Below are 24,581 nucleotides of genomic sequence, written 5' to 3'. Positions count from 1 at the left end.
ATGAAAGCCTTTCCCCAGCACACAGGACTTGTCGCCCCTCTGGATCGCGCCAACGTCGACACCGACCAGATCATTCCCAAGCAATTCCTGAAGTCGATCTACCGAACGGGTTTCGGCCCCAATCTGTTTGATGAATGGCGCTACCTGGATGAGGGCCAGCCTTACCAGGATAATTCCAAGCGGCCGCTGAACCAGGATTTCGTCCTCAACGCCGTGCGTTATCAGGGCAGCAGCGTATTGCTGGCCCGGGAGAACTTCGGTTGTGGTTCCAGTCGCGAGCATGCGCCCTGGGCGTTGGAGGAGTACGGTTTCCGCAGCATCATCGCGCCGAGCTTCGCCGATATCTTCTTCAACAACAGTTTCAAGAACGGCCTGCTGCCAATCGTCTTGAGCGATAGCGAGGTGGACGAGCTGTTCCGGCAGGTTGGGGCCGAGCCGGGCTACCGGCTGCACATCGACCTGGAGGCCCAGACCGTGACCCGTCCGGATGGCAAAACGTTGAACTTCGAGATCGACGCCTTCCGCAAGCACTGCCTGCTCCAAGGGCTGGACGATATTGGCCTGACGCTACTGGGGAGTGACGAGATCAGAGCGTTCGAGAGCCAGCATCGTACCCGTCAGCCCTGGTTGTTCAGAGGTACTGACGAATCGACGCTGGCGCTGGGGTAACGCCTGTGAACCTATGCTCACCCTTGTTTCGGTGACGTCATTTTCACATTGAGCCAAGCCGATACCCCTCTCGCTCTGGTTGTAAGGATGTCCAGGCGGACGACCACTCATCGCTCCGTCCAGGTCAGCCTGCGGAGAGAGAGGGACCCATCATCTACCCGATACTCCAGCGCGAAAGCGGATATGACCTGGCGCGCGATACCACTTGTGTCTTTCCTGGAAGTACGGCTTTCGCCTGCTCGTATATTGGAAGGATCCCGAGTCTTTGGCGTTGCGCGCAACGAATACCGGAAATCGGTACTTACGGCGTCCAAAAAAGCTACGCAAAGATGGCGTGGCCTTCAGCGTCCAGGTGACGCCCCGCCACCTCCAGCGGTGGAGACGACGGCTTCGATGGCGACTCCGCGGACGAGCATGAGCCTTTGGACGCTATGGCCAGCGCCCACCCCGTCGCCGAGATGAGTGAGGCCTGCTAGCCATGGCACTGCAACCGTGCGTTCAAGGCGCGAAAACAGCGGACCTGCAACAGGCCGCCCTCCAGCCCCTGCAACAGGAGGTCTTCGCCAACCTGCAAAACACCCCCTTCTACAAAGGGCTTTAGAACCCTTTAAGGGGTAAGGGAGCACCGGACCAATTGGCCGAGCAGTGCCGTTCCCTTGCAGCCGACCTGAACACCCTGTCCCAGGAGCGGATTCTCGCCCAGGCCCGGCGCTTCCCCTTCACGCGCTTGCACATCCGGATGACCCACCAGCACACCTCAGCTGGTCCGGTCTTTCTGCGCTGACAGCAAGGGGGACGCGATTGAGCAAATCCCTCTCGACGGACGCCAAGCCGAAACAATTTGTTACCGCCCATCCTCCTTGGCTGACCCTTTACCCGAAAGCGAAGCGCTAATGCAGCCATCTGTAGCGAATAGTCAGACGTAGTACTACCGTGCCATCACCCTATGCCCATCTACGTCTTACCTTTTCACGCCTGCAGGATGTCCTCATGTTCGCCAAGCTCAGCATATCCCAGAAGATTTACGCCGGTTTCGCTCTCATGGTGGCAATCATCGCCGTCATTATTGGTGCGAGCTATCGCGGCTTTTCCGCGATGCGCGAGGCCTCAGACTGGAACGTCCATACCTATGAGGTGCTAAATCAGATCGATGACATCCTTAGCAGCCTGATCAATATCGAGACCGGCATGCGCGGTTTCGTCATCACGGGGAAAGCGGCCTTTCTTGCCCCCCTTGAAAGTGGCCAGCAGGCCCTGTCCCAGCGCACCCAGACCCTGGCTGATCTGACCGCCGACAATCCCCGTCAGCAAGGGCGCATCGCCGATCTGCGCCGCCTCGAAGGCGCTTGGCTACAGGAAGACGTCCAGCCGCTGTTGGCCCAACGCCGTGCCCTGAACCAGGCCGTCCTGCCGGACGAGGCTTTGGCCGTGCGCGTCGGCGAAGGTCGGGATAAGGCCAAGATGGACGACATGCGGGCTCTGCTGGCTAGCATGCGGGAAGAGGAAAGCCGGCTACTTGAGCAGCGCAACCAGACGATGGCCGATAGCAATCGCAATCTGATGCTGACCCTGATCGGTGGTGGCCTTGTGGCCGGCATACTGGCCTTCATCATCGCCATAGCGTTAGCACGGGGCACTCGCAGCCGCTTGCAACTAGCCATCGATGCCGCGAATGCCATTGCCGCGGGCCGCCTGAACAATCCGATCGACACCAGTAGCAACGACGAACTACCCCGCGCGTTTGATCGTATGCAGGGTGGCCTGCGCGAGATGGTCCAGGAGATCGCCGGCGCAGCCCGTCAGTTGGTGCAGTCGGTGGCATTGATCACCGGTTCTTCGCAGCAGCTCTCCGGCGCCGTCACTGAGCAGTCCAACGCGGCCTCCTCAATGGCCGCGACCATCGAGGAGCTGTCGGTGAGCATTAGCCACGTCTCCGAGAGTGCTCAGGAAGCTCATCGTCTGGCGAGCCAATCAGGCCAGCAATCCGCCGACGGCGGTGACGTTATCCAGGCCACCCTCGCTGCCATGAACGGTATCGCCGAGACCGTGCAGAAGTCATCCGACCAGATCGGCCAACTAGGCCAGCATTCCGAGCAAATCACCTCGATCGTCAAGGTGATCCAGGACATCGCCGACCAGACCAACTTGCTGGCTCTCAACGCGGCCATCGAGGCAGCGCGGGCCGGTGAGCAAGGCCTCGGCTTCGCCGTGGTGGCCGACGAGGTACGCGGTTTGGCCCAGCGTACTGGCAAGTCGACTCAGGAAATCGCTTCCATGATCGACAAGATCCAGGCAGGCATCCGCGATACGGTAGGCAACATGAAGATCGGCGTAGAGCGGGTCAACCACGGCGTCGGCCAGGCGGACCAAGCCGGACAAGCCATCGTCGCCATCCGCCAGGGTTCGACTCAGGTGGTACAGGTGGTCGACCAGATCTCCTTCGCCCTGCGCGAGCAGAACGCCGCCAGCCACGACGTAGCGCGCAGCGTGGAAACCACCGCACAGATGGCCGCGCGCAACCGCACTGACATCCAGGACATCCTGCTGGCCAACGAGAGCCTCGCTGCTCTGGCCACCCAGTTGGAACGCCAGGTCGCCCGCTTCAGCCTCTAGTTTGATGCATCCGCTGCGAGAGCGTTCAGCTACGCGCCAGCGCGCTGCTGGCCGAGGACACGGGCCTGTACGCCCGGATCGAAGACGGGATGCCTCGTCGGCACCAGGACGTGCGGCCCGGCCTTCGCGATGCGGACCACCCCGTGCCCGCACGGCTGGGACGGCTTCGTCGACTCCTGGCGCGGGTGGCGATGGAGCTGCTGGCTGAGCGGGATCCCGAGGAACAAGAGATCCTTTTCTGCGAGTCCTGGGACACGGTGGCTACGTTGCAGCCAGGCCCCAGGCATCGGATGCGTCACCCTAATGGGCACCCAGAGCTCACGAAGCGGTAAAGGCCAATCGATCACTTCCAGCAGGACGCCGATTGCCGGATCTTCGTCGACACGACGTCAACGGCGGCACAGGCAACAACCAGACCGCAGCCAACCAGGTGTTCTTCTTGGGACTGCCCTGGACGCCGAGCCTATGCGATGTCCAGCGGCGCCTTGTGGTAGTGGCGATTCCGCGGGTTGAGAACAGCATCGATCCGCAGCCATGGTAGAGGCTGCTGGGCAAGCGGCGAATCGCCCATGACCCCATGGAGGCGGATGCCATCGGTCGAGCAAAGAATGAGCTTGCTAGAGCCCTTTTAGGCCTTCAATCGTATGCCTTATAGCGATCAATCTTGTGCCAGCCCCCAAACCTTTGCTGCAAGGTGACCGCACGTCCGGCAGGTGACCGCAGCTTTAATATCGCGTTAAAGATAATCGCGCTCATGCCGAAATTTGATATCAAACAGACATCACATGTCCGGCCATATCACCTACCTGGAACCGCCCTATGTCCATCCTTCAGCACCTGTCCATCATGCGGGGTCTCGACGTAATCGCTGCCGCTGTCGAGCAACCCGAGGCCGCAGCCAGGCTCGATTCGCTCACCGGGCCAGCCCCGGTGCGCAGGGTAGCTGAAGGCCTGAAGGTACTGCTGGCTCGCCAGGGGACACTCGACGCCCAGTTGCACGAGATGCAAAGCGAGATCGAACAGCTGACCGCTCGCCTCGCCGAGCGCGAAGCCGCGGTTGACCGTTTGGCAACCCGCTTCGACCTGGTCAATCGTGCTACCAGTGAAGGCCTGTGGGATATGGAAGTGGTCGCCGGAGATCCGGTCAACCCGCGTAATGCGTTCTGGTGGTCGGATCAATTTCGTGCCCTGCTGGGCTTTCGCAACGAGCAGGACTTCCCGAACGAGCTCGGAAGCTGGGCCAATCGGCTACACCCGGAGGACAGCAAACCGACTCTGGACGCATTCGCCCGGCACCTGAATGATCGCAGCGGCAACACCCCCTATGACATCGAATACCGGGTGGCGACCAAGGGCGGCGAGTATCGCTGGTTTCGTGCGAGCGGCGAGACCCTCCGCGACGCCAAGGGTACGCCGCTGCGCGTGGCGGGCTCTCTCAGGGACATCCATGATCAGCGTCAGCGCGATGCTGAACTCGAGGTGACCCTGACGCGCTTCGAGCTTGCGCGTGAAATGCTCAACGATGGCCTGTGGGACATGGAGGTGATAGCGGGCGATCCGGTCAATGCGCAGAATCCCTTCTGGTGGTCGCCCCAGTTCCGTCGCCTGCTGGGCTTCGAGACAGTCGAGGAATTTCCCGATGTTCTCGACAGCTGGGCGTCCCGTTTGCACCCCGAGGACAAGCAACGCAGCATCCAGGCCTTTGGCGCCCACCTCAATGACCGTAGCGGCAAGACCGGCTTCGATATCACCTACCGTCTGAAATTGAAGGATGGCAGCTACCGCTGGTTCAGGGCCCGGGGTCAGACCCGACGCGCCAACGACGGAACACCGCTGCGCGTAGTGGGCGCCCTGACCGATATCCATGCCACCTATGAGCAGAATGCGCTTCGGGACGCGCAGCAAGCCCAGCATCGCGAGATGGAAGAGAACTTGAAGAACGTCACCGACATCGTCAGCTCGATCCAGGGCATCGCCGCCCAGACCAACCTGCTGGCGCTCAATGCCGCGATCGAAGCGGCACGAGCCGGCGAGGCCGGACGAGGCTTTGCGGTGGTAGCCGACGAGGTTCGGAAGCTGGCTACGCGCACGTCCGAAGCGACGCAGCGGGCGGCCACCATGATTCAACAGTGACGGTGCGCACGTCCTGGCTGCCTGGCCTGAACCGCCAACTGGTGGTGCAGTCAGCTAGAGAGAGTGCTCCAGCTCATCTTTCAGGTTGGCTTATCTGAAGGCTTCAGACTGAATCTGCCCCCGCCCTGCGCGGGGGCTTTTTTTTCCGATATGAAGCCGACCGTTCGCCACGCCAGGGCGCATGACGCCTCCCCTACCGAACACCTCTCCCCTGTCGCAGTCGAATCCGTGCCCACCGGCGTGGCGCTGACATCCGCGCCGGTTCAGACGCCCCAGGTGACGCTGCCTGTCCGGCAATCTCCAACCGTCCCTCAGGCGCCGGGCACCTTTTCGGCGACTACCGTACCGGTAGCCGCTCCACCCTAGGCGAGGGGGGCACCCTCTGAGGGTCAAGTGCGGAATACGTTTCAGCGTTGGCAGCAGGCCTGGCCCTCTAGCGTACAACCCAAGGCCGACGGCACGCCTGACTTGGCGATTACACCTCAGGACAAGGACTCCTCGCAGCCTGAGAGAGCCTTTTAGTTTTCCTGGACATAGGCCTGAAACGCAAAAACCCTCCATTGCGGAGGGTTTCTGGTGAAGATGGTGGGTCGTGTGGGATTCGAACCTACGACCAATTGGTTAAAAGCCAATTGCTTTTGACCCATCACTGCACCCAGGCGCGACGCGCCTCTCAGTGAAAACAAGCGGCCTCTAATGAACCCATTAGAGGCTGCACATTTGAAAACTACATCTGCGATTTCGACCAAGGGCGGTACAGGAAAAACCACCAAGACCGCCAACCTAGGCGCGTTCTGTGCCGATGCAGGGCTCCGCACCCTACTGATTGACCTGGATCCTGTCCAGCCTTCCCTCTCGTCCTACTACGACCTCGTCGAGCCCGCTCCCTGCGGCGTCTTCGAGCTGATCGCCAGCAACGAGACACGTCTCGACCGCATCGTCTCCAAAACGAATATCCAGAATCTTTCGCTGATCTATTCCAACGATCCGCACAACCACCTGATCAACCTCCTCCTGCAGGCGCCTGATGGCCGGCTTCGCCTGGCTCATCTCAAGGACATCTTCCAGGACGACTTCGACCTGGTGCTGATCGATACGCAGGGGGCCCGCACCGTGCTCCTTGAGATGGTCATGCTCGCTTCGGACCTCGCCGTCTCCCCCCTTCCCCCTGAAATGCTATCCGCCCGCGAATTCAACCGCGGCACTCTGCAGATGCTGGACGGACTCCGACCCTATGCCCGCCTTGGGCTGCCGGTACCGCCCATCAAGGCCGTAGTGAACGGTCTGGATCTCACCTCAGACGCGCGCCAGCTTGATGCGACGATCCGGGAGACCTTCCGTGGCCATTCCGATATCCAGGTCATAGATACCGTCATCCCTGATGCAGTTGTCTATTGTGAGTCGGCAACTCATGGGATCCCTGCACACCGCCTGGAATACAGGCAGCCCAGCAACCGTCAGGCACCCGCTGCCTTGCAGGTCATCCGCAACTTAGCCATCGAACTCTTCCCCGAGTGGACTGAGCGCTTCACCGCCATGACCGAGTCGGTCGTACATGCCCTGGTTCGAGAGGGCAAGTGAGATGGCCACTTCCCAAAATCATGATCTGACCCAGGCCACAGGCATCACTGCAGATGTGGTGCTGGAACAGGGAAAGTTCTACGACGCGAAGGATTTTCGCAAGGTGCAGACCGGGCTCTCCAGCGCTGCCCGCGAGCTGCGTGCGCTGACCCAGTACAACAACACGCTCCTCGGCCGCCTCGGTGCACAGCTCTCCCACAAGCAGCGCGAGCTGCTGAGCAACGCTGCAGCCCTACTGGACTCAGTGAAGTACAACGTCGAGCACGCCAAGGAGCGGAAGGCACGAGAAGAGAAGGCTGCCGCCAAGCTTCGTGAGCAGCGCGAGCGACAAGCGAAGCAGCTGGTCACCCAGCACTTCCCGCTGCCAACCACGACAGTCGAGCAGCAGATCGAAGTACTGAAGCTGTACATCACAATCAGGCCAATCACCGATGGCTGGCTGCTGAAAGAAGATGGTCGCCTTCGCGACATGATTCAGTCTCCAGCTCCAAGCTGGACAACCACCAAGAAATGGCGCCTTGACCAGGTAACAAGCCTCATCGCAGACCTGAAATCCTCAGTCGAACATCACCTTGTTTTCGTGGACCAGTCTCCTTCCCAGCGGCTGGAGTCCCTACAGAAGCGAATCACTGAGGTACGGGAGGCAAAACTTTCGAATCCCAGCGCCAAGGAGACCATCAAGGTCTGGACCGAAGCGCTGCTGGAAGTCACACAGGCCTCAGGTCCAGAGACGTCGATGGCCTCCTCTCAAGGGGGGGCCGCCTGATGAACGCCAACAAGCAGAAGATCCTGGAGCGCGTCGCCAAATGCTTCGCGCTGGCCAAGGACGCCGGCGCCGCGCCAAACGAAGCTGAGATCGCGCTGCGTCAAGCACGCAAGCTCATGCAGCAGCACAACCTCATGGACGTTGACGTCCAGGCAGTGCTGGCAAGCGAGGCAGTCGTTGCCACCGGCACCCGCAAAGCACCCGCCCATTGGCTTCACCAGCTCGCACTGGTGTGTGCCCAGGCATTCGATTGTGATCCCTTGGCCTTTCGCGATCAGCGCCTGGGGTGGGCCTTCAAGTTCGTCGGTATCGGTGTCGGGCCTGAGATGGCCAGCTACGCCTATTCCGCGCTCCACCAGCAGCTCCTGGCCGCGCGCAAGGTATTCGTCCGCAGCCAAACTCGCTGCAAGCTGGCCACCAAACGCCGTCGTGGCCAGGTATTCGCCGAAGGCTGGATCGAAGCGGTCAGCGTCAAGGTTCACCAGTTTGCCAGGGGCAAGCCAGATGAGACCCAGCGCGTCATCGATGCCTACCTGGCCGTGCACCATCCGGACCTGACCACCGTAGAGCTTGAGCACCTTGAGGCCAAAGGCCACGACGTGCGAGCGCGCTATCAGGGCTACGAGCTGGGGACTCAAGCTCAGCTCCACCGCGGCGTTGGCCAGCGCCGTGACCAGGTAGCGCTGGGAGGTCGGCCATGAACGTCGTTCAGCTCCTGGAAGCCTCCGACCACGATCACTCCGTGCATGTCTCAGACGCTGAGCGCGTAGCGGCCGGCTTGGTCCCGCCTCATTCTCAAGAGGCCGAGCAGGCCGTCCTGGGCGGACTGATGCTCGACAACAGCACCTGGGACCTGATCGCTGACGTGTTGCTGGAGGAAGACTTCTTCTTCCGGCACCACCAGCTCATATTTCGGCGAATCGCCCTGCTCGCCTCTCAATCGCGGCCCTTCGATGTCGTGACCCTCGCCGAGGTGATGCCCGACGTCGACGAGGTGGGCGGCCTTGCCTATCTGGGGACCTTGGCCAAGGACACCCCCTCGGTGGCCAACATCGTCGCGTACGCGGAGATCGTCGCCCAGCGCGCACATCTGCGCCGCCTGATTCTGCTGGGCTTTGCCAGCAGCCGCGAGGCGTCAGCACCGGGTGCCAATGCCGCCGAAGTGCAGGAACAGACCGAGCAGCGGTTGTTCGCGCTTGGCCAAGACCGCAAGGGCGCCGAGTTCTGCAACGTCACTGCAACGTTGAGCAAGCTGATCGACACCATCGACGAGCGCTTCAACAACCCTATGCCGGTGACGGGTGTTCCTTCAGGTCTTACCGACCTCGATACCCTCACCTCGGGATGGCAGGACACCGACCTGATCATCGTCGGTGCCCGTCCTGCCATGGGCAAGACCGCCTTCTTGCTCAACTGCATCACCAAAGCGCTCCACCATGCGGTTGGCAAATCGGTACAGGTCTACAGCCTGGAGATGCCGGCTGAACAGCTGATGCTCAGGCTTGTGGCGATCATCGGGCACATCGATGCCACGAAGCTCAAGCTTGGGCAGTTGGAGGATGAGGACTGGCCAAAGCTGACCATGGCCGTCAACACCATCAACGGCTTTGGCGATCGCCTGGTCATCGACGACCAGGCTGGCCTGTCCCCCACGATGCTGCGCGCCAGAGCCCGTCGTGCCGCGCGCCGTTTCGGCCCGCCCGCCCTGATCCTGGTCGACTACCTGCAGCTGATGCGCTGCGAAGGCCAAGAGAACCGCGCCAACGAGATCGCCGAGATCTCTCGCTCGCTCAAGGCGCTCGCCAAAGAGATGAAGTGCCCGGTCATCGCGGTCTCCCAACTCAACCGAGGTCTGGAGTCTCGGCCGAACAAGCGCCCTGGCCTTGCCGATCTGCGTGAATCCGGTGCGATCGAGCAGGACGCCGACGTGATCATGTTCCTGTACCGCGACGAGTACTACCACCCGGATACCGAGTTCAAGGGCATTGCTGAGCTGATCGTTGGCAAACACCGCAACGGCGAAGTCGGCACGGTCCGCGCCGCCTTCATTGCCAAGCAGACGCGCTTCGAGAACCTGAGCGCGCAGGCCTGGCAGGAGATGAACGTATGAACCTCCTGACCATTGCACTCGGGTCCGTTACCGATGAGTCGCAACCCTCTTCCCTGCCCTTCCCCTCGATCGTTCGCCGGCGGGAGCCGGCAAGGAGCTGCTCGATGAGCCCGCAAGCTATGTTGTCTGGGGTTACTCACCAGTGCCGCAACTGCGGCCATCACCTCTGCCGCCGTCCCCTTACCGCTGATGAAATTCTGGTCTGCAGCGTCTGCCATTCGCTAGACGTGGAGCCCCTGCAGCTCGTCGATCAGCCAGCACCTGGTCCCTTCCACGACACCACCGTCGTCTTCCGCGTAGCCGGCTCCCGCAACGATGCGGCAGGGCTGATCAAGACCCTGGACCTGCTGTTCAAGGACGATGGTCTGGCCGAGATCGTGGCCATCGAGTCGGGCAACCAGCTCCAGCACCGGGCGGGAGGCCAATGACATGCTCTCCCATCACACCCCGGAACAGGATCTCCCTTCTCATACCGATCGCGAACGTGACCGGCAGAGGCTGGATGCAGCGCTGAACGACTTCCTGGCCAATGGTGGCCAGGTCGTTGAAGTGAAGCCCACCGAGCGCGCCGCCGGCGGTCCCAGCTTCGTCATCAGCGCGCAGCGCGAGGAGCTACGCCAGCTGGCCGAGGCCAAGCCGGCAATCGAAGTTTCCGACGAGGACCTGGTGCGGCTCCTTCGAGCCCGCGCCTTGCTCGGAGACACGCTACGCACCGCGTCCAGGCGCCTACAGCAGCCCCTGGATCGCTGTCATGGCCTTGCCCGGGCGCATCGACTGCCTTTCAAGGTGGGATACGTGAAAGGAGGTAGCCGCACATGACGACGCCCGCCCATGCGCTACGTGGTGCCAACAAGAACCTGCAGGACCTGGTGGCGTTCGCCCTGGATGAGGGCTGGATCGTCGCCCGTACCAAGGGCGGCCACGTCAAGTTCTTGAAAGTCGGCTACTGCCCCATTTTCACGTCTTTCACGCCCAGCGATCGCCGCGCCGGCCTCAATGCCCGCGCCCTGCTGCGCCGTGCCCAGCCTATGAACGAATTGGACCAGACCCTATGACTACCGCAACCAAGCGCAAGCCATCCGTACGGAAATCTGCAACAGAGGATGAGAAGTTCGTCGTCCGCTTTCCCAAGGGACTGCGTCCTCAAATCGCCGAGGCGGCTAAGCAGGCTCATCGGTCGATGAACGCCGAGATCATCAGCCGCATGGGCCGCACGCTCGAGCTCGAGGATGAGGTCTTTCGTCTGCAGCGCGTTATCGACCAGCTGCTGGCCGCCAATGATGAGTCCAGCCGGCCGGCAAGTCGTGCCGCTCAGGAGATCCACGCATGAGCAAGCCCAGCAACGAAGCCGTCACTCAGCGTCTGTTGGCCGGTGGCTTCGCCGGATCGAGCACTCCTGTTGCACGCCTGGCGGATCCGATCAAGGAAACGCCCATGGTCCTAACACTGGATGAGTTGGCGCCTTACAACCGCAACCCCCGAACCACCCGAAACCCGCTGCATGATGAGATCAAGGCGTCCATCCAAGCACGTGGGCTGGATCAGCCACCGCCTGTAACCCGGAGGCCCGGCGAAGATCACTACATCATCCGCACGGGTGGCAACACTCGCCTGGCCATTCTCAATGAGCTATGGAGAGAGACCAGGGATGAGCGTTACTTCCGTATCCATTGCCTGTTCCGCCCCTGGTCCGACCGCGGCGAAATCGTCTCCCTGACCGGTCACCTGGCCGAGAACGATCTGCGCGGCAACCTGATGTTTATCGAGCGCGCCGTCAGCATTGATGCTGCTCGTGAGCTCTATGCCCAAGAAGCGGGCCGAGAGATCTCTCAGAGGGAGCTTGTGAGGAAGCTAGCTGAGGATGGATACCGTATATCCCAGTCCCACATCAGCAAAATGCAGGAGACAATTCGTACCCTGGTGCCCGCGATTCCAGGACTACTCTATTCGGGATTAGGTAAGCCTCAGATTGAGAAGCTACTCAATTTGCGTAGCGCCGCGCTCAAGGCCTGGATCAGCTTCGATGGCCAAGAGGCGGACTTCGAGATCCTCTATCAAGAAGTGCTGAACGGCTTCGACGGACCCACCGATAATTTCGTTTTCGATTCCATCCAAGACGAGCTGATCGGACAGATCCGTAGAGCGTTGAACATCAGCTATGAGGAGGTGCTAAAGGCCATCCTGGATCATCAGGACAGCAGCCGTCGCTCGCAGTTGGTGGGGGTACAGGTGGCCGATGGCCAGATACCCCAGATTCCCGCCTCCGGCAATGCGCTACCTGCCCAGGGCAACATTCCCACCCTGGAACAGCAGCCTGGTACCCCATCCAAGCAGAAGCCACAAGGCGCCTCCCCAGCCACACCAGCGCCACTACCTGAGCGCGTCGGCGGTACCGGAGCGGTCGACGCGACTCCTCCGCAACATACTCCGCCGGATCCCGAACAACTGTCCGAAGACGAGCGCTCAGCTCGCCTGAACGGCCACATCGTGACGCCCGATGGCATCGGTCAGAAGGTACGGGATGTTCAGCGACGCATTGCGGCCGAGCACGGCGAAACGCTACCTGACTTCAACAGCGATGCTCTGCGTGCCATTCCCGTCCAGGCCGGGGGTCTGTATCCCATCTCGGACGTCTGGTACATCGAGCGTAGTAGCGATACTCCGGACGAACTGCGCAAGGTCTTGAGAACGCTCGTCCTAGAAATCGCCCAGCTGTGCGACGTTCCAGGTGAGCTGCTCAAGTCCACCGACTTTGCACTTGGCTTCACGCTTTCTACCCCTCAGTCAGAGCTGACCGCACGCGGAACGACATCCTGGCAATTCCTGCAGTCCTTGACGGGCATGTACAGCTACGTGGTGTCGCGGGACCCAGAAAACGCCGAGGCACTTACGGCAAGCATCGCGGAAGAGAACGCGACATTTACCTTGAACCTGGGCCAGTTGCTTCTTGGCGATCCCCTTTTCGATAGCAAGCCAGCCAGCACCGAAGGCCGCATGACCGATGCAGCCCTAGTGAAGCTGTTTCGGGTGATCCGTCTCGCTCGCCGGCTAATCGAACTCGAGGCTGGGCAGTAGCCCGGTCACCTTCTGGACCTGCATTAGGAAGTCGCATATGTCCACGAAGTACAACCCCCTGAATCAGGCATTGATGGACCAGATCCTCCATCACCTGCGCAATGGCCAGGTCCAGCGCTGCCTGGACATTGGCTTGGACGTTGAGGTCTTAAACCTGCTGCGTCAGCCCCAGGCCCACAGCATTCTGAAAAACGCTCCGGCGCGCTGGTGCAAGATCCAGATCGACCTCGACATGGTCAAGAAGCTCCTGGAGAACTGCGAACGCGATGAGCGTGAAACCCGCCTCGTGCATCGGGCTATCCAGCTGGGCGCCACCAACGGGATGATCAAAGACTTCTTTGGCATGGCGCCCAGCGAGATCAATGTCGTACGTCAGTTGCTGAACGTCCCCGGCCGCCCAGGCCGAGTGGCGGGACTCGATGATACCGACCAGGTCTGGTATCGCTTCCTGGACCTGATGAGTACCCATGAGGTCGACCACATGGACGCGATCGCGCTGCTCGACATCTGCATGCTCATCACCGAAGAGCTCAACGGTCCCTTCGAGTCCATCAAGCACAAGCACGACCAGATCACCCTCGGCCTGATCTGGAATCTTGTCCAGACCTGGCTTAACGAGGGCCTCTATCCACCCAAGATCGCCCGTGCCCCCCTACGGTTGATATCCGATGCCCGCAGAAGACGGGACAGCTATTCCACCGAAGAACAGGCCACGGGCGAGGCCCTTTCCGAGGCGCAAGAACAGGATCAGTCCACTGCCCTCGGGCAGATGGACTTGATCGAGCTGGACTCGGCAGAAGGCGACAACAGGTGAAGACCCCTGCTCCACGCGTCTCCCATCTACTCGGTCGCGCCCTGGACGTTGCAGCATCACACCTGAACGTCCATGTCCAAGCCCAGCGCGACTACAGGCAGAAAACCGGCGAAGACCTACCCAAGGAATTCGCCGGCATCGTTTTCAGTGGTAACCCCCATGAGACCGTCCCACGCCGGCTACTGCTCGATGATCGTCTCTCCCCCCTGGAGCGCAATACCTGGCAGGTGTTTCGCCTGCTGATGAACGGCGATGGCGTCACTGCTTTCCCGACCTACGATCAATTGAGACCCTATCTAGGCAACAATCCAGGCCGTCCCGCTTCACGCGAGACCGTGGCCAAAGCCTTGACCGTGCTGCGCCTGACCCGCTGGTTGAGCCTCGGCCGCCGCGTCCGTGATGCGATCACCGGCCAGGTTCAAGGCAACATCTACATCCTGCACGATGAGCCGGTCGACTATTCCGAAGCCATCCAACTCGATCACGACTTCCTACCCCTCGTGGCCAACGGCCTCGAGCACTCGAATAGCTCCGTCCGCGAGATTGCAGGCATCACCTTTGACGAGATGCTGGTCAGCGAGACCCAGGAGCTGCCTACCCGGGTTGAGGTGTTCAGAGAGCGTTTCCGCGCCCAGGGACTTGAGGATCCTGCCCGTGCTGCGATCCCTCCGGCTGAGTTCGGATTCCGAACTCCGGTCTTGCCGCCCATGAATCACCAGAGTTCGGATTCCGAACTCAGTCAAAAAAGCCCAGATGATCAGCTCCCGCCCCTCAGTTCGGAATCCGAACTCAGCGTAAATCAGGGGGTTTCAGCCTCAGTTCGGAATCCGAACTCATCTAGTACGTATACGAATACAAATACTGATGTATCTAAAAGCTCTGTACTGCGAGAGGAGCAGGACACAGGATTCGCATGGCCCAGTGCCTACCAGCGGATGACGTCCCAGCAGCAGCATCGAGCCCAACAGGCCATAGCAGCTGTTAGCCCCGACCTTCGGCAACCGCTGATCAAGCAATGGGGCGCGCGGTGCGCCTCGGGCGGGGTAGCCAAGCCGCTTGCCTACCTGATGAAGCTCATCCAGAAGGCCCAGACCGGTGACTTCAATGCCGATTGGCAGCCAGCCGTAGTCCAATCAGCCGCTTCGGCCCTACCCGCAGCAGCACCTGCAGCCGCTGCAATTCCACGGTTTGAGCCGGCGCCAATCCAGCCCAGAGCTGTCAGCGATGCTCGAACCGGGAATGACGTCTTCAAAAATCTAAGGGCGATGATGGGCCGGGGACGCAGCGAATGAGCGCAGTCACTTCCCTCCGCATTAGCAGACTCCCAGAGCTGGTGTTTAACAGTTGCTTCGACAACAGCACCTGCTCAACGGAAACCCAGGGTGATTCCAGTGGAATCACCTCAGCTCCGGACCCTCAGGGTGATTCCACTGGAATCACCTTAACAGCGGACCCCCGGGGTGACTCCACTGGAATCACCTTAGCAGCGGACCCCCAGGGTGATTCCACTGGAATCACCTTAGCAGCGGACCCCCAGGGTGATTCCACTGGAATCACCTTAACAGCGGACCCCCAGGGTGATTCCACTGGAATCACCTTAGCAGCGGACCCCCAGGGTGATTCCACTGGAATCACCTCAGCAGCGAACCTTCAGGGTGATTCCACTGGAATCACTTGCTCGACCGAAGCTCAGGATGATGCCACTGGCATCACCCTCGCTATCGCCGTAGGCCTGCAACCTCCGCGCATCCAGATACGGTTATCGGCTGCCCCCCAGCGCCAGTCTCGGCACCCTGCCCGAGCGTCATCTCACAACCCAAGGAATCCTTCTCATGGCTGACACCTTCCAGCTCAACCTGGGCTCGCTCAGATCGAGCGTTAATCTCACCTTGCATACCCATCACGCTTCCCGCCTCTGGTTCGGCCGGCAGCGCTCCGACAACAAGCCCGGCATGATCGGCTTGTCCGGCTTTTCCAACATCATCAACCGCATCTCCGCCGGCGCCGCCAAGGACGATCCCTACTCCGATCTCTTCCTTATCATCATCGAGGACAAGATCGAGGAGTCGGAGCAGCAGCTGACCGCTATCGATGAGCGACTGGACCAGGTCATGGCCATGCTGCCCAAGCAGCTCGACGTGGGAACCAATCTGTCGATCCAGCCGCTCAAGCTGCCGCTGTACCTGAACTCGCCGCTGGCCTTTAAGGGCGTGTACCTGCTCACCCGCTATGACGAGCTGGTGCGCCGGATTCTCCTGGCTGCGCACATCGGCTTGATCGACAACGGCTCCAAGGAGGCCTGGCTGGATGAGGGCGCCGCCGTGCTTCGTCGCCTGTACGGCGTCGGCCAGCGCTACAAGGGCTACAGCGGCGCATCGCGCGACGACATCGCCGCCAACAATGCCCGCGCCACCAACGCCCAGCAGATGTACAGCTTCCTGGAAATGCCCAAGGACGTCTTGGAAGGGACCCGCCGTAGCAAATTCGCCCCGGCGATCCAGCGTCCCGGCGATGCCCCGGCTAGCTCAAGCAATGGCGACGAGGGCTTCGATGGCGACTCCGCCGACGAGGATGAGCATTTGAGCGCTATGACCAGCGTCCAAGCCGTCCCCGAGATAAGTGAGGCCTGATCGCCATGGCACTGCAACAGTCCACTCAAGGTTCCAAAACCGCAGATCTGCAACAGGCCGCCTTCCAGCCCCTGCAACAGGATGTCTTCGCGAACCTGCAACACGCGCCCTTCTACAAAGGGCTTTTAAAACCCTTTAAAGGTAAGGGAGCACTGGACCAGTTAGCCGAGCAGTGCTGTTCCCTTGAAGCCGACCTGAACACTCTGGCCCAGGAGCGGATTCTCGCCCAGGCCCAGCGCTTCCCCTTCACGCTCTTGCCGATCCGGATGACCCACCAGCACACCTCAGCTGGCCCAGTCTTTCTGCGCTGGCAGCAGAGCGGGACACGAAAGATGGGCGTGGCGCTTTGGGCGGACCTGTGCCGCCACGACCTGGTCACCGAAACACTGCTCCAGGACCTGCACGCCATGGAGCTGCAGCGCATTGCTTTGAATATGCAGATCAGCCTGGTCCATGCCATCGGCCGGCAGGCCGCCGAGTGTGCCGAGAAGATGGCCCAGGCCGATGCCGTTTACACCGAACAGCTGCAACAGATCATCCAATCCCGCGGCGAAGACGCCGCATCCCAACAGGAGGCCTGACATGGGCACAGCAGTAGTATGGGAAGGCAACATCGGTTCCGCACCCGAGTACAAGCGGTTCCAGAAGGACAATCAGGATCCGCGGCACCTGCTCCGGCTGAACGTCTATTTCGATAACAACATCCGCCTGCAGGATGGCTCCTACGAGGATCGCGGCGGTTTCTGGGCCAACGTCGAGCTCTGGCACCGCGATGCCGAAAGCTATAGCCGGCTGTATCTGAAAGGTATGCGGGTGCTGGTCGACGGCCGGGCGGTGTTGGATACCTGGAAGGATGGCAACGGCGTCGAGCAGGCCGCGATGAAAGTCCAGGCCAACCGGATTGCGTTCCTGCCTCAACGCATCGAGTCCATCACCATGGGCCAGGGTACTGGGCAGAGTCAGACGCGACAGGTCACGAACGGATCGGCACCCACTCGCGCTCCGGCACCCACCGGGGACGGCTTCGACGACGACATTCCCTATTAGAACTCCTGAAAAATTTTGCGCCCCTGCGGGAAGCTGATGGATAGCTGCACTCACTCAGCGTGATCCTGCAGCACCCATGCTCACCGAAGGGCAGAGAGCCGATAAGTGAGAATAAATCGCAAATAGTGTTGACTAGCGAATGAGAATCTATACTATCAGCTCAGCCGGTCGCGAGATCGGCCGAGATCAAGGGGTCCTGCGGTCGGACCTTGCGGTTATCTCCTCATCAGGCTAATCACGGTTTGGGCCCGGCACTGCCGGGCCTTTTTTTGCCTGCGATTCCGGCTAGCCAGATGCCGCTTCAACGTGGCGCCGCTGAATACGTCGAACCTCCCCTCCGCAACGCCGCTACTCCATACTGCATGTCCCTGAAAGGGCACCCGCCCAGGTAGGTCATAACTCAGCGATATGCTCTGGGACAGTTCAACTAGCGCTTCACGTCTGGGGACCATAAAAAAACCGGCATTTAGCCGGTTCTTTAATACGGTTGATCTTATTGACCTGATGCCCTGGCGGTAAGCTGGGCACCAGTCGATCAAAAGTCCAAGGTAGCGGAAACCTTGAGAGTACGAGGGTCGCCCTGGGTCAGGTAACCGCCAAAGGCGGATTCCCAATAGGCCTTGTTGGCCACATTCTCGACGTTGGCGCGCAAGGTTACTTCCTTTTGCTCGACTTTGAAGCGATAACGGGCTCCGAGGTCGACACGGGTCCAGGCCGGGATGCTCAAGTTGTTGGCGGCATCGGCGTATTGGCCGCCGGTGCGCAGCAATCGGCCGTTAAGCGCCACGCCCTGCAGACCGGGAACATCCCAGTCGGCACCCAAGTTGTACTGGAAGCGCGGCACACCGATGGCGCGGTTGCCGTCGTTATTGCCGTTCTGAGTGCCCTTGAGTTCGGTGTCCATTAGCGTGGCACCGGCCAGCAGACGCAGCCCCAGCAGCGGCTCGCCAAAGACGTTCAGTTCGAGGCCACGGTTTTCCTGTTCGCCGTCGCGGACGAAGATCTGCTGACCGTTGATATAACCATCGGCAGGCTGTTCGATGCGGTAGACGCCAAAGGTGGCTCCGAAGGTGCCCTGGTCGTATTTGATACCGGCCTCGGTTTGCTTGGAGCGGGCAGGCGAGAAAACTTGGCCGACGTTAAGGGCATTGCCGCCGGCGGTAGGCCCCTGCGCCAAGCCTTCGATGCGGTTGGCGTACAGCGAGACCTCATCGGTCAGCTTGTAGACAACGCCATAGATCGGCGTGGTGACGGATTGGTCGTACTTGGAGGTGCGGGGACCGTCGCCATAGGCGTAGCCCTGGACCAGCAGCGATTGGCGGCGAATGCCTACCGTGGTCAGCAGACGATCGTCGAAGAAGCCGAGGGTATCGGAGAGGGCGAGACTCTGATTGGTGGTCTTGCCGGTGGTGCCAGGATCGTTGAGGTCTCCGCCGATAAGGCGGCCGAAGCGGGGATAGGCGACGGACACGGGATGATCCAGATTGCTGGGGGTTCCACCCACCGGGAAGGCGAAGTCGTAAGCGTTTTTCTGCTCCGTCCAGATGCTGGACGCACCCAGGGCGATCTGGTGACTGATCGGGCCAGTCTGCAGGCTGCCATTCAGGCCGGTCATGACAGTGCGGGAGTCGTCGTCATGGGGGATCTTCGAACCGCCGACCGTGATGTTGCCGGCTTGGTCCCGCAGCGTGGCACTGCCATAGGTCCCGTTCTCGCGAGTGTGCTTGCCGCCCATGGCAAGGTAGGCAGTCCAGCTGTCGCTCAGGTCATACTCGCCACGCACCATCCCGAAGGTGTCTTCCAGCTGGGTGTGGGTCCAGGGGGCGTTGTAATTGGTGTCGGACGAGGGTGCATGGGGAAGGCGGGTCAGGCCGCTCCCGAGTAGCAAGCTGTCGCGGCCGCCATTGACCACCTGTTTCTGGTAGCCGAAATCGGTGGAGAGTCGGAAGGTGTCGCCCCGGTAATCCAGGCCGGCGACGAACAGCTTGGATCTCTGGCTTTCGTCGTCGATGGCGGTATCGCCTTCGCGCTGCATCAGGTTGAGGCGGGCGCCGAAGCGGTTGTCGGCACCGAAGCGCTGGCCGAGGTCGAGATGCTGACCGAGGCGGCCATCGCTGGTGTAGTCGACGGTGTAGCTGCGGGTCGGCACGTCCTGGGCACGCTTGGGCTGCAGGTTGACCGCGCCGCCGATGCCCGAGCCAGTGGGCGTCACGCCATTGATGAAGGCGTTGGGGCCCTTGAATACCTCGACCCGCTCCAGGGCCTCGGTGGCGATGATCTGCCGCGGCATGACGCCATAGAGGTTGTTGAAGGAGATGTCGTCGCCCGTCAGCTTGTAGCCGCGGATGACGAAGTTCTGCGACTGGTTGGCATAGCCGCTGTACTGGCGCACCGAGGCGTCGTTGCTCAGCACCTCGCCGATGGTCTGGGCCTGCTGGTCCTGGATCAGCTTGGCGGTGTAGCTGGTGACGCTGAAGGGCACACTCATGTTGTCCTGGTTGCCCAGCACGCCCAGCTTACCTCCAGTCGCCACCTGGCCACCGGTATAGGCGGGCGGCGGAGCGTTCTTGGGCGACTCGGTGGCAGTTACCGTGGTGGAGTCCAGTTGCACGGTGTCGCCGTTGGTTTGCGCCAGGGCAGGCAGGGTGGTGGCGGCGCAAAGCGTGGTGATGGACAGGGCGAGGGGCGAAAGCTGGAAAACAGAGCGCGAGCGAGCCATGACAAGCGAATCCTGTGCTGACGGGTCGAGGGATCGGAGTACCTGCCAGAGAGACAGGATCACGAGTGGGACGCGATCCTATTAGCTTATGATAACCGTTATCGTTAATTCGGATGAACGTTGCACTTACTCCGACTAGCGCTATCGCGATAACTCCTGCCTTTGATAAGCGATCGGAGTGGAAAGGAACATCGCATTCTCGACCAAGTGCCGGTAATCGCTCAGACACGCATTCCGATGTCTGGCGATTTCGACGACCCGCCCTGCTGCTACCGTTTCCGAAAATAGGCCGCCCCAGCATGAAGCTATCGGAAGATAGGACTCACCTAGCGTGGGGCTGTCGTCCGGAGCAAATAGCCAGGCGAAAACCGTGCCGATACCTAAAGGCGCCGAGAGCTCCAAGTCGCACATCGTGCCTTTTCAGCCACCGACTCAACGTATAGGTGAGGAGGAGCCGCGGCACAACGTGAAGCCGCAGACATTGCCTACTCAAAGAAAGTGGATTACGCCTGCTCAAGATGCTCCTTCAGAATGAGGACAGCACATGAATGCTTCCTCATCCTAAGGCAGCTACCGCAAACGACCTGAAAGTTTTGAAAGGTCTTCGGAAACCCCATGTAGGCGTTCGCTGGCACTCTGAGTACGTTGTAGGTCCTCTTCGTTGTGTCGAGCGACCGTGACGATCTCCGCGAGGTTACGAGCGATGTCCTCGGCCACCGAAGTCTGCTCCTCGGCCGCCGTGGCGATCTGCCGGTTCATGTCACGAATGGCTTCCACAGCAAGGGTGATGCTACGCAGCCTTTCGCCAGAAGCCACCACCTGATCGCGTCCGGCACTGCTTTCTGCGGCGCCCGCACGCACCGCTTCAGCCGCTTCGTGGGCGGCGCCCTGCAGCGTCGCGATTAGCTGATGGATCTCGCTGATGGAACTGGCCGTGCGCACAGCCAGGCTACGGACCTCATCGGCCACCACGGCGAAGCCACGCCCGGCATCCCCTGCCCGAGCGGCCTCGATGGCAGCGTTGAGCGCCAGCAGGTTGGTCTGATCGGCGATGCCGCGAATGACCTCCAGCACACTGCCGATACGCTCGCTATCGTGTTCCAGACGGGCGATGACGGCGGCGGTTCGGGTGATCTCAGCATGCATCCGCTCGATGGTGGCGATGGTCTGGGTCATGCTCGTCTCGCCTTCTTGGGCAGCACGATCCGCATCGTTGGCCGCCGTGGCGGCGCTACCAGAGTGGCGGGCCACCTCTTCCGCCGTCGCGCTCATCTCGTGCATGGCGGTGGCTACCTGATCAGTACGCGAAAACTGGTCGCGGATACCCTCGCCGCTGCGCTGGGCGATGGCGCCCAGTTCCTGGGTAGTCGCGTCGAGTGCAGCGGTACCCTGGTGCAATTGGCCAGCCAAATCGACGAAAAAGTCGCGCAGGCGGTTGGCGGCGCGGGCGAGCCGACCCACCTCGTCGCGTCGCGACTCGGTCAGCGGCTGCCCCAAGCGCCCTTCACTGAGCTGGACCAATTGCTCGGTGACCCGTGACAGCGGCCCGACGACACGGCGGTTGACCAACCAGGCGCTGAGTAGGGCGATCAGGGCGGCAAAAGCGAGCATGGCGCCGACCGCCAACAGTACGGTGCGCCGTGCCTCGGCACTCAAGGCCTCGGCCTGGCTGTTGGCGCGTGCGTGCAACTCGGTCACCAGACCGGATAGCTGCTCGCTGGTGGCCCGGTCGATGCCCTTGACCGCGGCATCGCCCTGGGCCGCGGCATAGTCCGCGGCGACATAGGCCGCCAGGCCGCGTCGATAGGCTTCGCCCATTTCCCGGTGGCTCTGGGCGAGCTGCTGCAGGCGCTGACGCAGTTCGGATTCATCGGCCCGCCGCTGCAGCTGTTCTAATGCGGTCTGGACCCGCGCTTCCTCTTCCTGGAATTGCTTCCAATAGCGCTCGCGCTGGTCGGCGGCACCGCCACGCAGCAGCACGTTCTTCCACTCCTGCACCTGAGATTTGAAGGCCAGGTTGGTGGCGTCCACCAGCCGCGCCTCCTCCAGCGGACCGGTAAGGAGTCTTTGATAGCCGTCCAGTTGGCGGGACAGCAGGCCGAAACCTGCCAGGGCAAGTGCCAGCAACAAGATCAGGCCGCCGCCGATGAGCAGCAGCAATTGAGCACGTAGGGAACGAGCGGGATTCATGGAAAGGGACCGAGAGGATGACGCGGGCGGTCACTTCACTACAGATTTATTGCAATAATGTTTCAGCGATGCGAAAGCCTTACCATTCTTTTCGAGCGTCCGCCATACGGTCAGAAACCGCCTACGGAAGGTCGAATTCAAGGCGATTAGCCTGTTTTTCCTAGCCAGGGTTCGCTTTGCCAGCGGATAGAGCGTGTGCAGGTGATTGCGTTAATGGAACTGGCGGGCGAGCTCGACGCGGAGGACCAGGCGCTGCTGTTCTACGAGTACATGGAGACGATCTCGACACTGCAGCAGTGGTGCGCTTGGGCGCGTCACCCTGGCTGGCACTGACAGCCTCGAGAAGCGGCAGAAGGCAATCGATTGCTTCCAGTAGGACGCCGATTACCGGGTCTTCATCGCCATGACGTCAGTGGCCGTCACCGGCAACAATCTGACTGCAGTCAATTACGTGCTCCTCTTGCGATCACTCTGTACGCTGGCGCTGCAAGACCAGACCGAGGACCGGGCCTACCACAATGGGCAGCGGCGCCTGGTGATCATCAAGAAACAGCCGATGGAGAACAGCGTAACTCTCTAGCTATGGCAGACGCTGTGGGACAAGCGGCGGATTGCCAAGAACCGGATCGAGCGCGATGCAAAAAAGCAGGCGCAACACCAACTTGCTTGTGAAAAAAATTACCCTACCCCGACTAGGATCTCGGGGAAGCCAGTTGAGCATGCTTGACCAATACGCTTACGGTTTAAGGACGTTGCACCAACGCCGAAATGTAATCTGCGATCTTGGGACATGTTCGGCTGAGGTAGGCGCGCGCGAACTCGACAACGCCGAGCTCGCCACGCTCAACTAGTATCCGCGTCTACAACTCCACCGGTCCGCGTGGATGATGCAACGGACAGCCGTTGCGCTCGCTGCGAAACTGCGAAGACATCTCGTAGGCCGGTTGCCGCGATCTCATGATGCCGCCAAGGGGGCGATGCGCGGCCAGGCCATGCCAGGGGCTGAACACCATGGCGTCGTCCACCTCGCGCGAGCGCGCCTCGTTCCAGGCCGGTTGCGGCTGGACCTTCAGGCGCGCCACGGTCACATAGGGGGTCAGGTCTTCCGGCCAGACCACTGAGGCATCCTCGATCGGCGTCTGCTCGATGTCTACCCCCAGTTGCACGCGGATCTCCCAGACTCCGCCGTGCTGGGCGAAATGGGCATTGACCGCCTCGCGCAGGCCGTCCGGCTTGCCGTTTACCTCCACCGGGGCATCGGTCAGTGCGGTCAGCTCCGGCGCCACCGGCACCACGCTGAGCTTGGCGAAGTAGGGGCCGTAGAGGAAAGGCGCCATGGTGTAGAATGTCTCGCCGAGCGGATGGGTCTCCGGGTGGCCACCCAGGCTCTTCAGCGTCGGACTCTCGCCGCCAAAGGCTTCCACCACCTTCTCGGTGCCGCGCAGCACCGCTGACGCCACCTTCTTCAGGCCCTCACCGCGGTCGGTGGTCCTGGCCAGCAGCTTGAGCGTCTTGAGAAAGGTCTTGGGATCCGGCGCGGTAAAGGCCGGGGCGTTCTGCATGACGAAATCCTGGGTCATCTGCCCTTCGCTGCCAGGCAGGCGCTCGCCCGGCACGTCGATCAGCTTGAGAGCGAGGCCACGCGGGGTGGAGACGCTGTCGGCCAGGATGTCGCCCGGATTGGTTGAAAATCTGAGCACCGCGGCATAGCTGCGCGGCACGGCGAAGGCCCCCTGGGCATAGGCCGGCGGCAAGCCGCCCAGTACCGTCACCTGGCCGGTGAGCAAACCATGACTCTTGGCATGCACACTGCGTATGGCATGGCCACCATTGGCGTATGTGGTCTCGGTGATATCTCTCATGGCCGCCACCATCTCGCGAATGGTGTCGGCTTCATCATCCGGCACCTGTTCAAAGGCAGGCTGGAACGGCAACGGATGGAAAGCGGTAGGCGTGGTCATCACGGAAATCCTAGGGTGCCGTCATTCGGAGGAGACGGTCAGCCGATAGACCGCTATCGCGCTAACGACGTTCGCCAAGATATTAGTGCTTCGACACAAGGTAGTATCAGCTCAAACGGCTCTGCGCTGATGTATGCCGACGTTCTGCCTAGAACATTAGCGCTCGAATCGTGTCAAGTTACATGAGTCCCTTGCTCCGACTCGAAACTCAAGGCTTCCACCCTGACCTGCCCCCCGCCCTCGCGGGGAATTTTTTTGCTCCCTAACCTCTTT

The 24,581-nt window shown here is 61.1% G+C and carries 21 protein-coding genes and 2 pseudogenes; 19 read left to right on the top strand and 4 right to left on the bottom strand.

The annotated features are described in order from the left end of the window. From leuD to PVZ77_RS05730, 18 genes and pseudogenes are all read left to right on the top strand, one after another. Entirely contained in the window at positions 1-669 is a 669-nt protein-coding gene (gene leuD, locus PVZ77_RS05815; RefSeq protein WP_273805875.1) for a 3-isopropylmalate dehydratase small subunit, read from the top strand. Positions 670-1,285: 616 nt separating this feature from the next. Continuing rightward, positions 1,286-1,453: pseudogene (locus PVZ77_RS05810) on the top strand (DUF3158 family protein); the annotation flags it as partial. A 206-nt stretch (positions 1,454-1,659) separates the two neighbouring features. After that, entirely contained in the window at positions 1,660-3,282 is a 1,623-nt protein-coding gene (locus PVZ77_RS05805) for a methyl-accepting chemotaxis protein (protein ID WP_273805874.1), read from the top strand. A gap of 819 nt (positions 3,283-4,101) precedes the next feature. After that, positions 4,102-5,415: a methyl-accepting chemotaxis protein gene (locus tag PVZ77_RS05800; protein ID WP_273805873.1), complete on the top strand. Its 1,314-nt coding sequence runs from the start codon at positions 4,102-4,104 to the stop codon at positions 5,413-5,415. A 696-nt stretch (positions 5,416-6,111) separates the two neighbouring features. Continuing rightward, a complete protein-coding gene (locus PVZ77_RS05795; RefSeq protein WP_443218033.1) occupies positions 6,112-6,996 on the top strand; it encodes a ParA family protein in 885 nt (294 codons plus the stop codon). A gap of 1 nt (position 6,997) precedes the next feature. After that, positions 6,998-7,762, top strand: coding sequence for a hypothetical protein (locus PVZ77_RS05790; RefSeq protein ID WP_273805872.1), 765 nt, complete (start codon positions 6,998-7,000; stop codon positions 7,760-7,762). Beyond that, positions 7,762-8,463: a DUF2786 domain-containing protein gene (locus PVZ77_RS05785; RefSeq protein WP_273805871.1), complete on the top strand. Its 702-nt coding sequence runs from the start codon at positions 7,762-7,764 to the stop codon at positions 8,461-8,463. Before PVZ77_RS05790 ends, PVZ77_RS05785 begins: the two co-directional genes overlap by 1 nt. Beyond that, positions 8,460-9,872, top strand: a complete 1,413-nt coding sequence (gene dnaB, locus PVZ77_RS05780; protein WP_273805870.1) for a replicative DNA helicase — start codon at positions 8,460-8,462, stop codon at positions 9,870-9,872. Before PVZ77_RS05785 ends, dnaB begins: the two co-directional genes overlap by 4 nt. 104 nt (positions 9,873-9,976) lie before the next feature. After that, complete coding sequence (locus PVZ77_RS05775) at positions 9,977-10,300, top strand: hypothetical protein (protein WP_273805869.1); 324 nt, start codon at positions 9,977-9,979, stop codon at positions 10,298-10,300. A gap of 1 nt (position 10,301) precedes the next feature. Then, on the top strand, positions 10,302-10,691 hold the full coding sequence (locus tag PVZ77_RS05770) for a hypothetical protein (RefSeq protein ID WP_273805868.1): 390 nt from the start codon (positions 10,302-10,304) through the stop codon (positions 10,689-10,691). Further along, entirely contained in the window at positions 10,688-10,927 is a 240-nt protein-coding gene (locus tag PVZ77_RS05765) for a hypothetical protein (RefSeq protein WP_044340809.1), read from the top strand. Before PVZ77_RS05770 ends, PVZ77_RS05765 begins: the two co-directional genes overlap by 4 nt. Beyond that, positions 10,924-11,202, top strand: a complete 279-nt coding sequence (locus PVZ77_RS05760) for an Arc family DNA-binding protein (protein ID WP_273805867.1) — start codon at positions 10,924-10,926, stop codon at positions 11,200-11,202. Before PVZ77_RS05765 ends, PVZ77_RS05760 begins: the two co-directional genes overlap by 4 nt. Further along, the gene (locus PVZ77_RS05755) at positions 11,199-12,947 is read left to right on the top strand and encodes a ParB family protein (protein ID WP_273805866.1); all 1,749 of its coding nucleotides are present in this window, start codon (positions 11,199-11,201) and stop codon (positions 12,945-12,947) included. Before PVZ77_RS05760 ends, PVZ77_RS05755 begins: the two co-directional genes overlap by 4 nt. Positions 12,948-12,984: 37 nt before the next feature. Continuing rightward, positions 12,985-13,761 carry an STY4526/YPO1902 family pathogenicity island replication protein gene (locus PVZ77_RS05750; RefSeq protein ID WP_273805865.1) on the top strand — a complete coding sequence of 259 codons (777 nt, stop codon included), beginning with the start codon at positions 12,985-12,987 and terminating at the stop codon, positions 13,759-13,761. After that, positions 13,758-15,053: an STY4528 family pathogenicity island replication protein gene (locus PVZ77_RS05745; protein WP_273805864.1), complete on the top strand. Its 1,296-nt coding sequence runs from the start codon at positions 13,758-13,760 to the stop codon at positions 15,051-15,053. The genes PVZ77_RS05750 and PVZ77_RS05745 overlap by 4 nt, the downstream gene beginning before the upstream one ends. A 540-nt stretch (positions 15,054-15,593) precedes the next feature. Then, positions 15,594-16,391, top strand: a complete 798-nt coding sequence (locus PVZ77_RS05740) for a PFL_4669 family integrating conjugative element protein (RefSeq protein ID WP_273805863.1) — start codon at positions 15,594-15,596, stop codon at positions 16,389-16,391. 5 nt (positions 16,392-16,396) lie between these two features. Further along, positions 16,397-16,972, top strand: coding sequence for a DUF3158 family protein (locus tag PVZ77_RS05735; RefSeq protein ID WP_273805862.1), 576 nt, complete (start codon positions 16,397-16,399; stop codon positions 16,970-16,972). Position 16,973: 1 nt separating this feature from the next. Beyond that, positions 16,974-17,438, top strand: a complete 465-nt coding sequence (locus PVZ77_RS05730) for a single-stranded DNA-binding protein (RefSeq protein WP_273805861.1) — start codon at positions 16,974-16,976, stop codon at positions 17,436-17,438. Positions 17,439-17,973: 535 nt separating this feature from the next. Here PVZ77_RS05730 and PVZ77_RS05725 read toward each other — a convergent pair. From PVZ77_RS05725 to PVZ77_RS25990, 3 genes and pseudogenes are all read right to left on the bottom strand, one after another. Next, on the bottom strand, positions 17,974-20,157 hold the full coding sequence (locus PVZ77_RS05725) for a TonB-dependent receptor (protein ID WP_273805860.1): 2,184 nt from the start codon (positions 20,155-20,157) through the stop codon (positions 17,974-17,976). Positions 20,158-20,727: 570 nt separating this feature from the next. Further along, positions 20,728-21,438: a methyl-accepting chemotaxis protein gene (locus tag PVZ77_RS25995; RefSeq protein WP_443218042.1), complete on the bottom strand. Its 711-nt coding sequence runs from the start codon at positions 21,436-21,438 to the stop codon at positions 20,728-20,730. Positions 21,439-21,594: 156 nt separating this feature from the next. Next, positions 21,595-21,768 (bottom strand): annotated as a pseudogene (locus PVZ77_RS25990) (HAMP domain-containing protein); the annotation flags it as partial. Positions 21,769-22,542: 774 nt separating this feature from the next. On the opposite strand from PVZ77_RS25990, the gene PVZ77_RS05715 reads away from it, so the two are divergent. Beyond that, positions 22,543-22,680 carry a hypothetical protein gene (locus tag PVZ77_RS05715; RefSeq protein WP_273805858.1) on the top strand — a complete coding sequence of 46 codons (138 nt, stop codon included), beginning with the start codon at positions 22,543-22,545 and terminating at the stop codon, positions 22,678-22,680. 527 nt (positions 22,681-23,207) lie between these two features. Here PVZ77_RS05715 and PVZ77_RS05710 read toward each other — a convergent pair. Beyond that, positions 23,208-24,308, bottom strand: coding sequence for a catalase family protein (locus tag PVZ77_RS05710; protein WP_273805857.1), 1,101 nt, complete (start codon positions 24,306-24,308; stop codon positions 23,208-23,210). Positions 24,309-24,581 lie beyond the last annotated feature (273 nt).

Source organism: Pseudomonas sp. SHLD1, assembly GCF_028640935.1.
In the GTDB taxonomy this organism is placed as follows: Bacteria; Pseudomonadota; Gammaproteobacteria; order Pseudomonadales; family Pseudomonadaceae; genus Chryseomonas; species Chryseomonas aestiva.
Note: the sequence above shows the minus strand (reverse complement) of the source record. Positions and strands in the feature narration are given on the sequence as shown.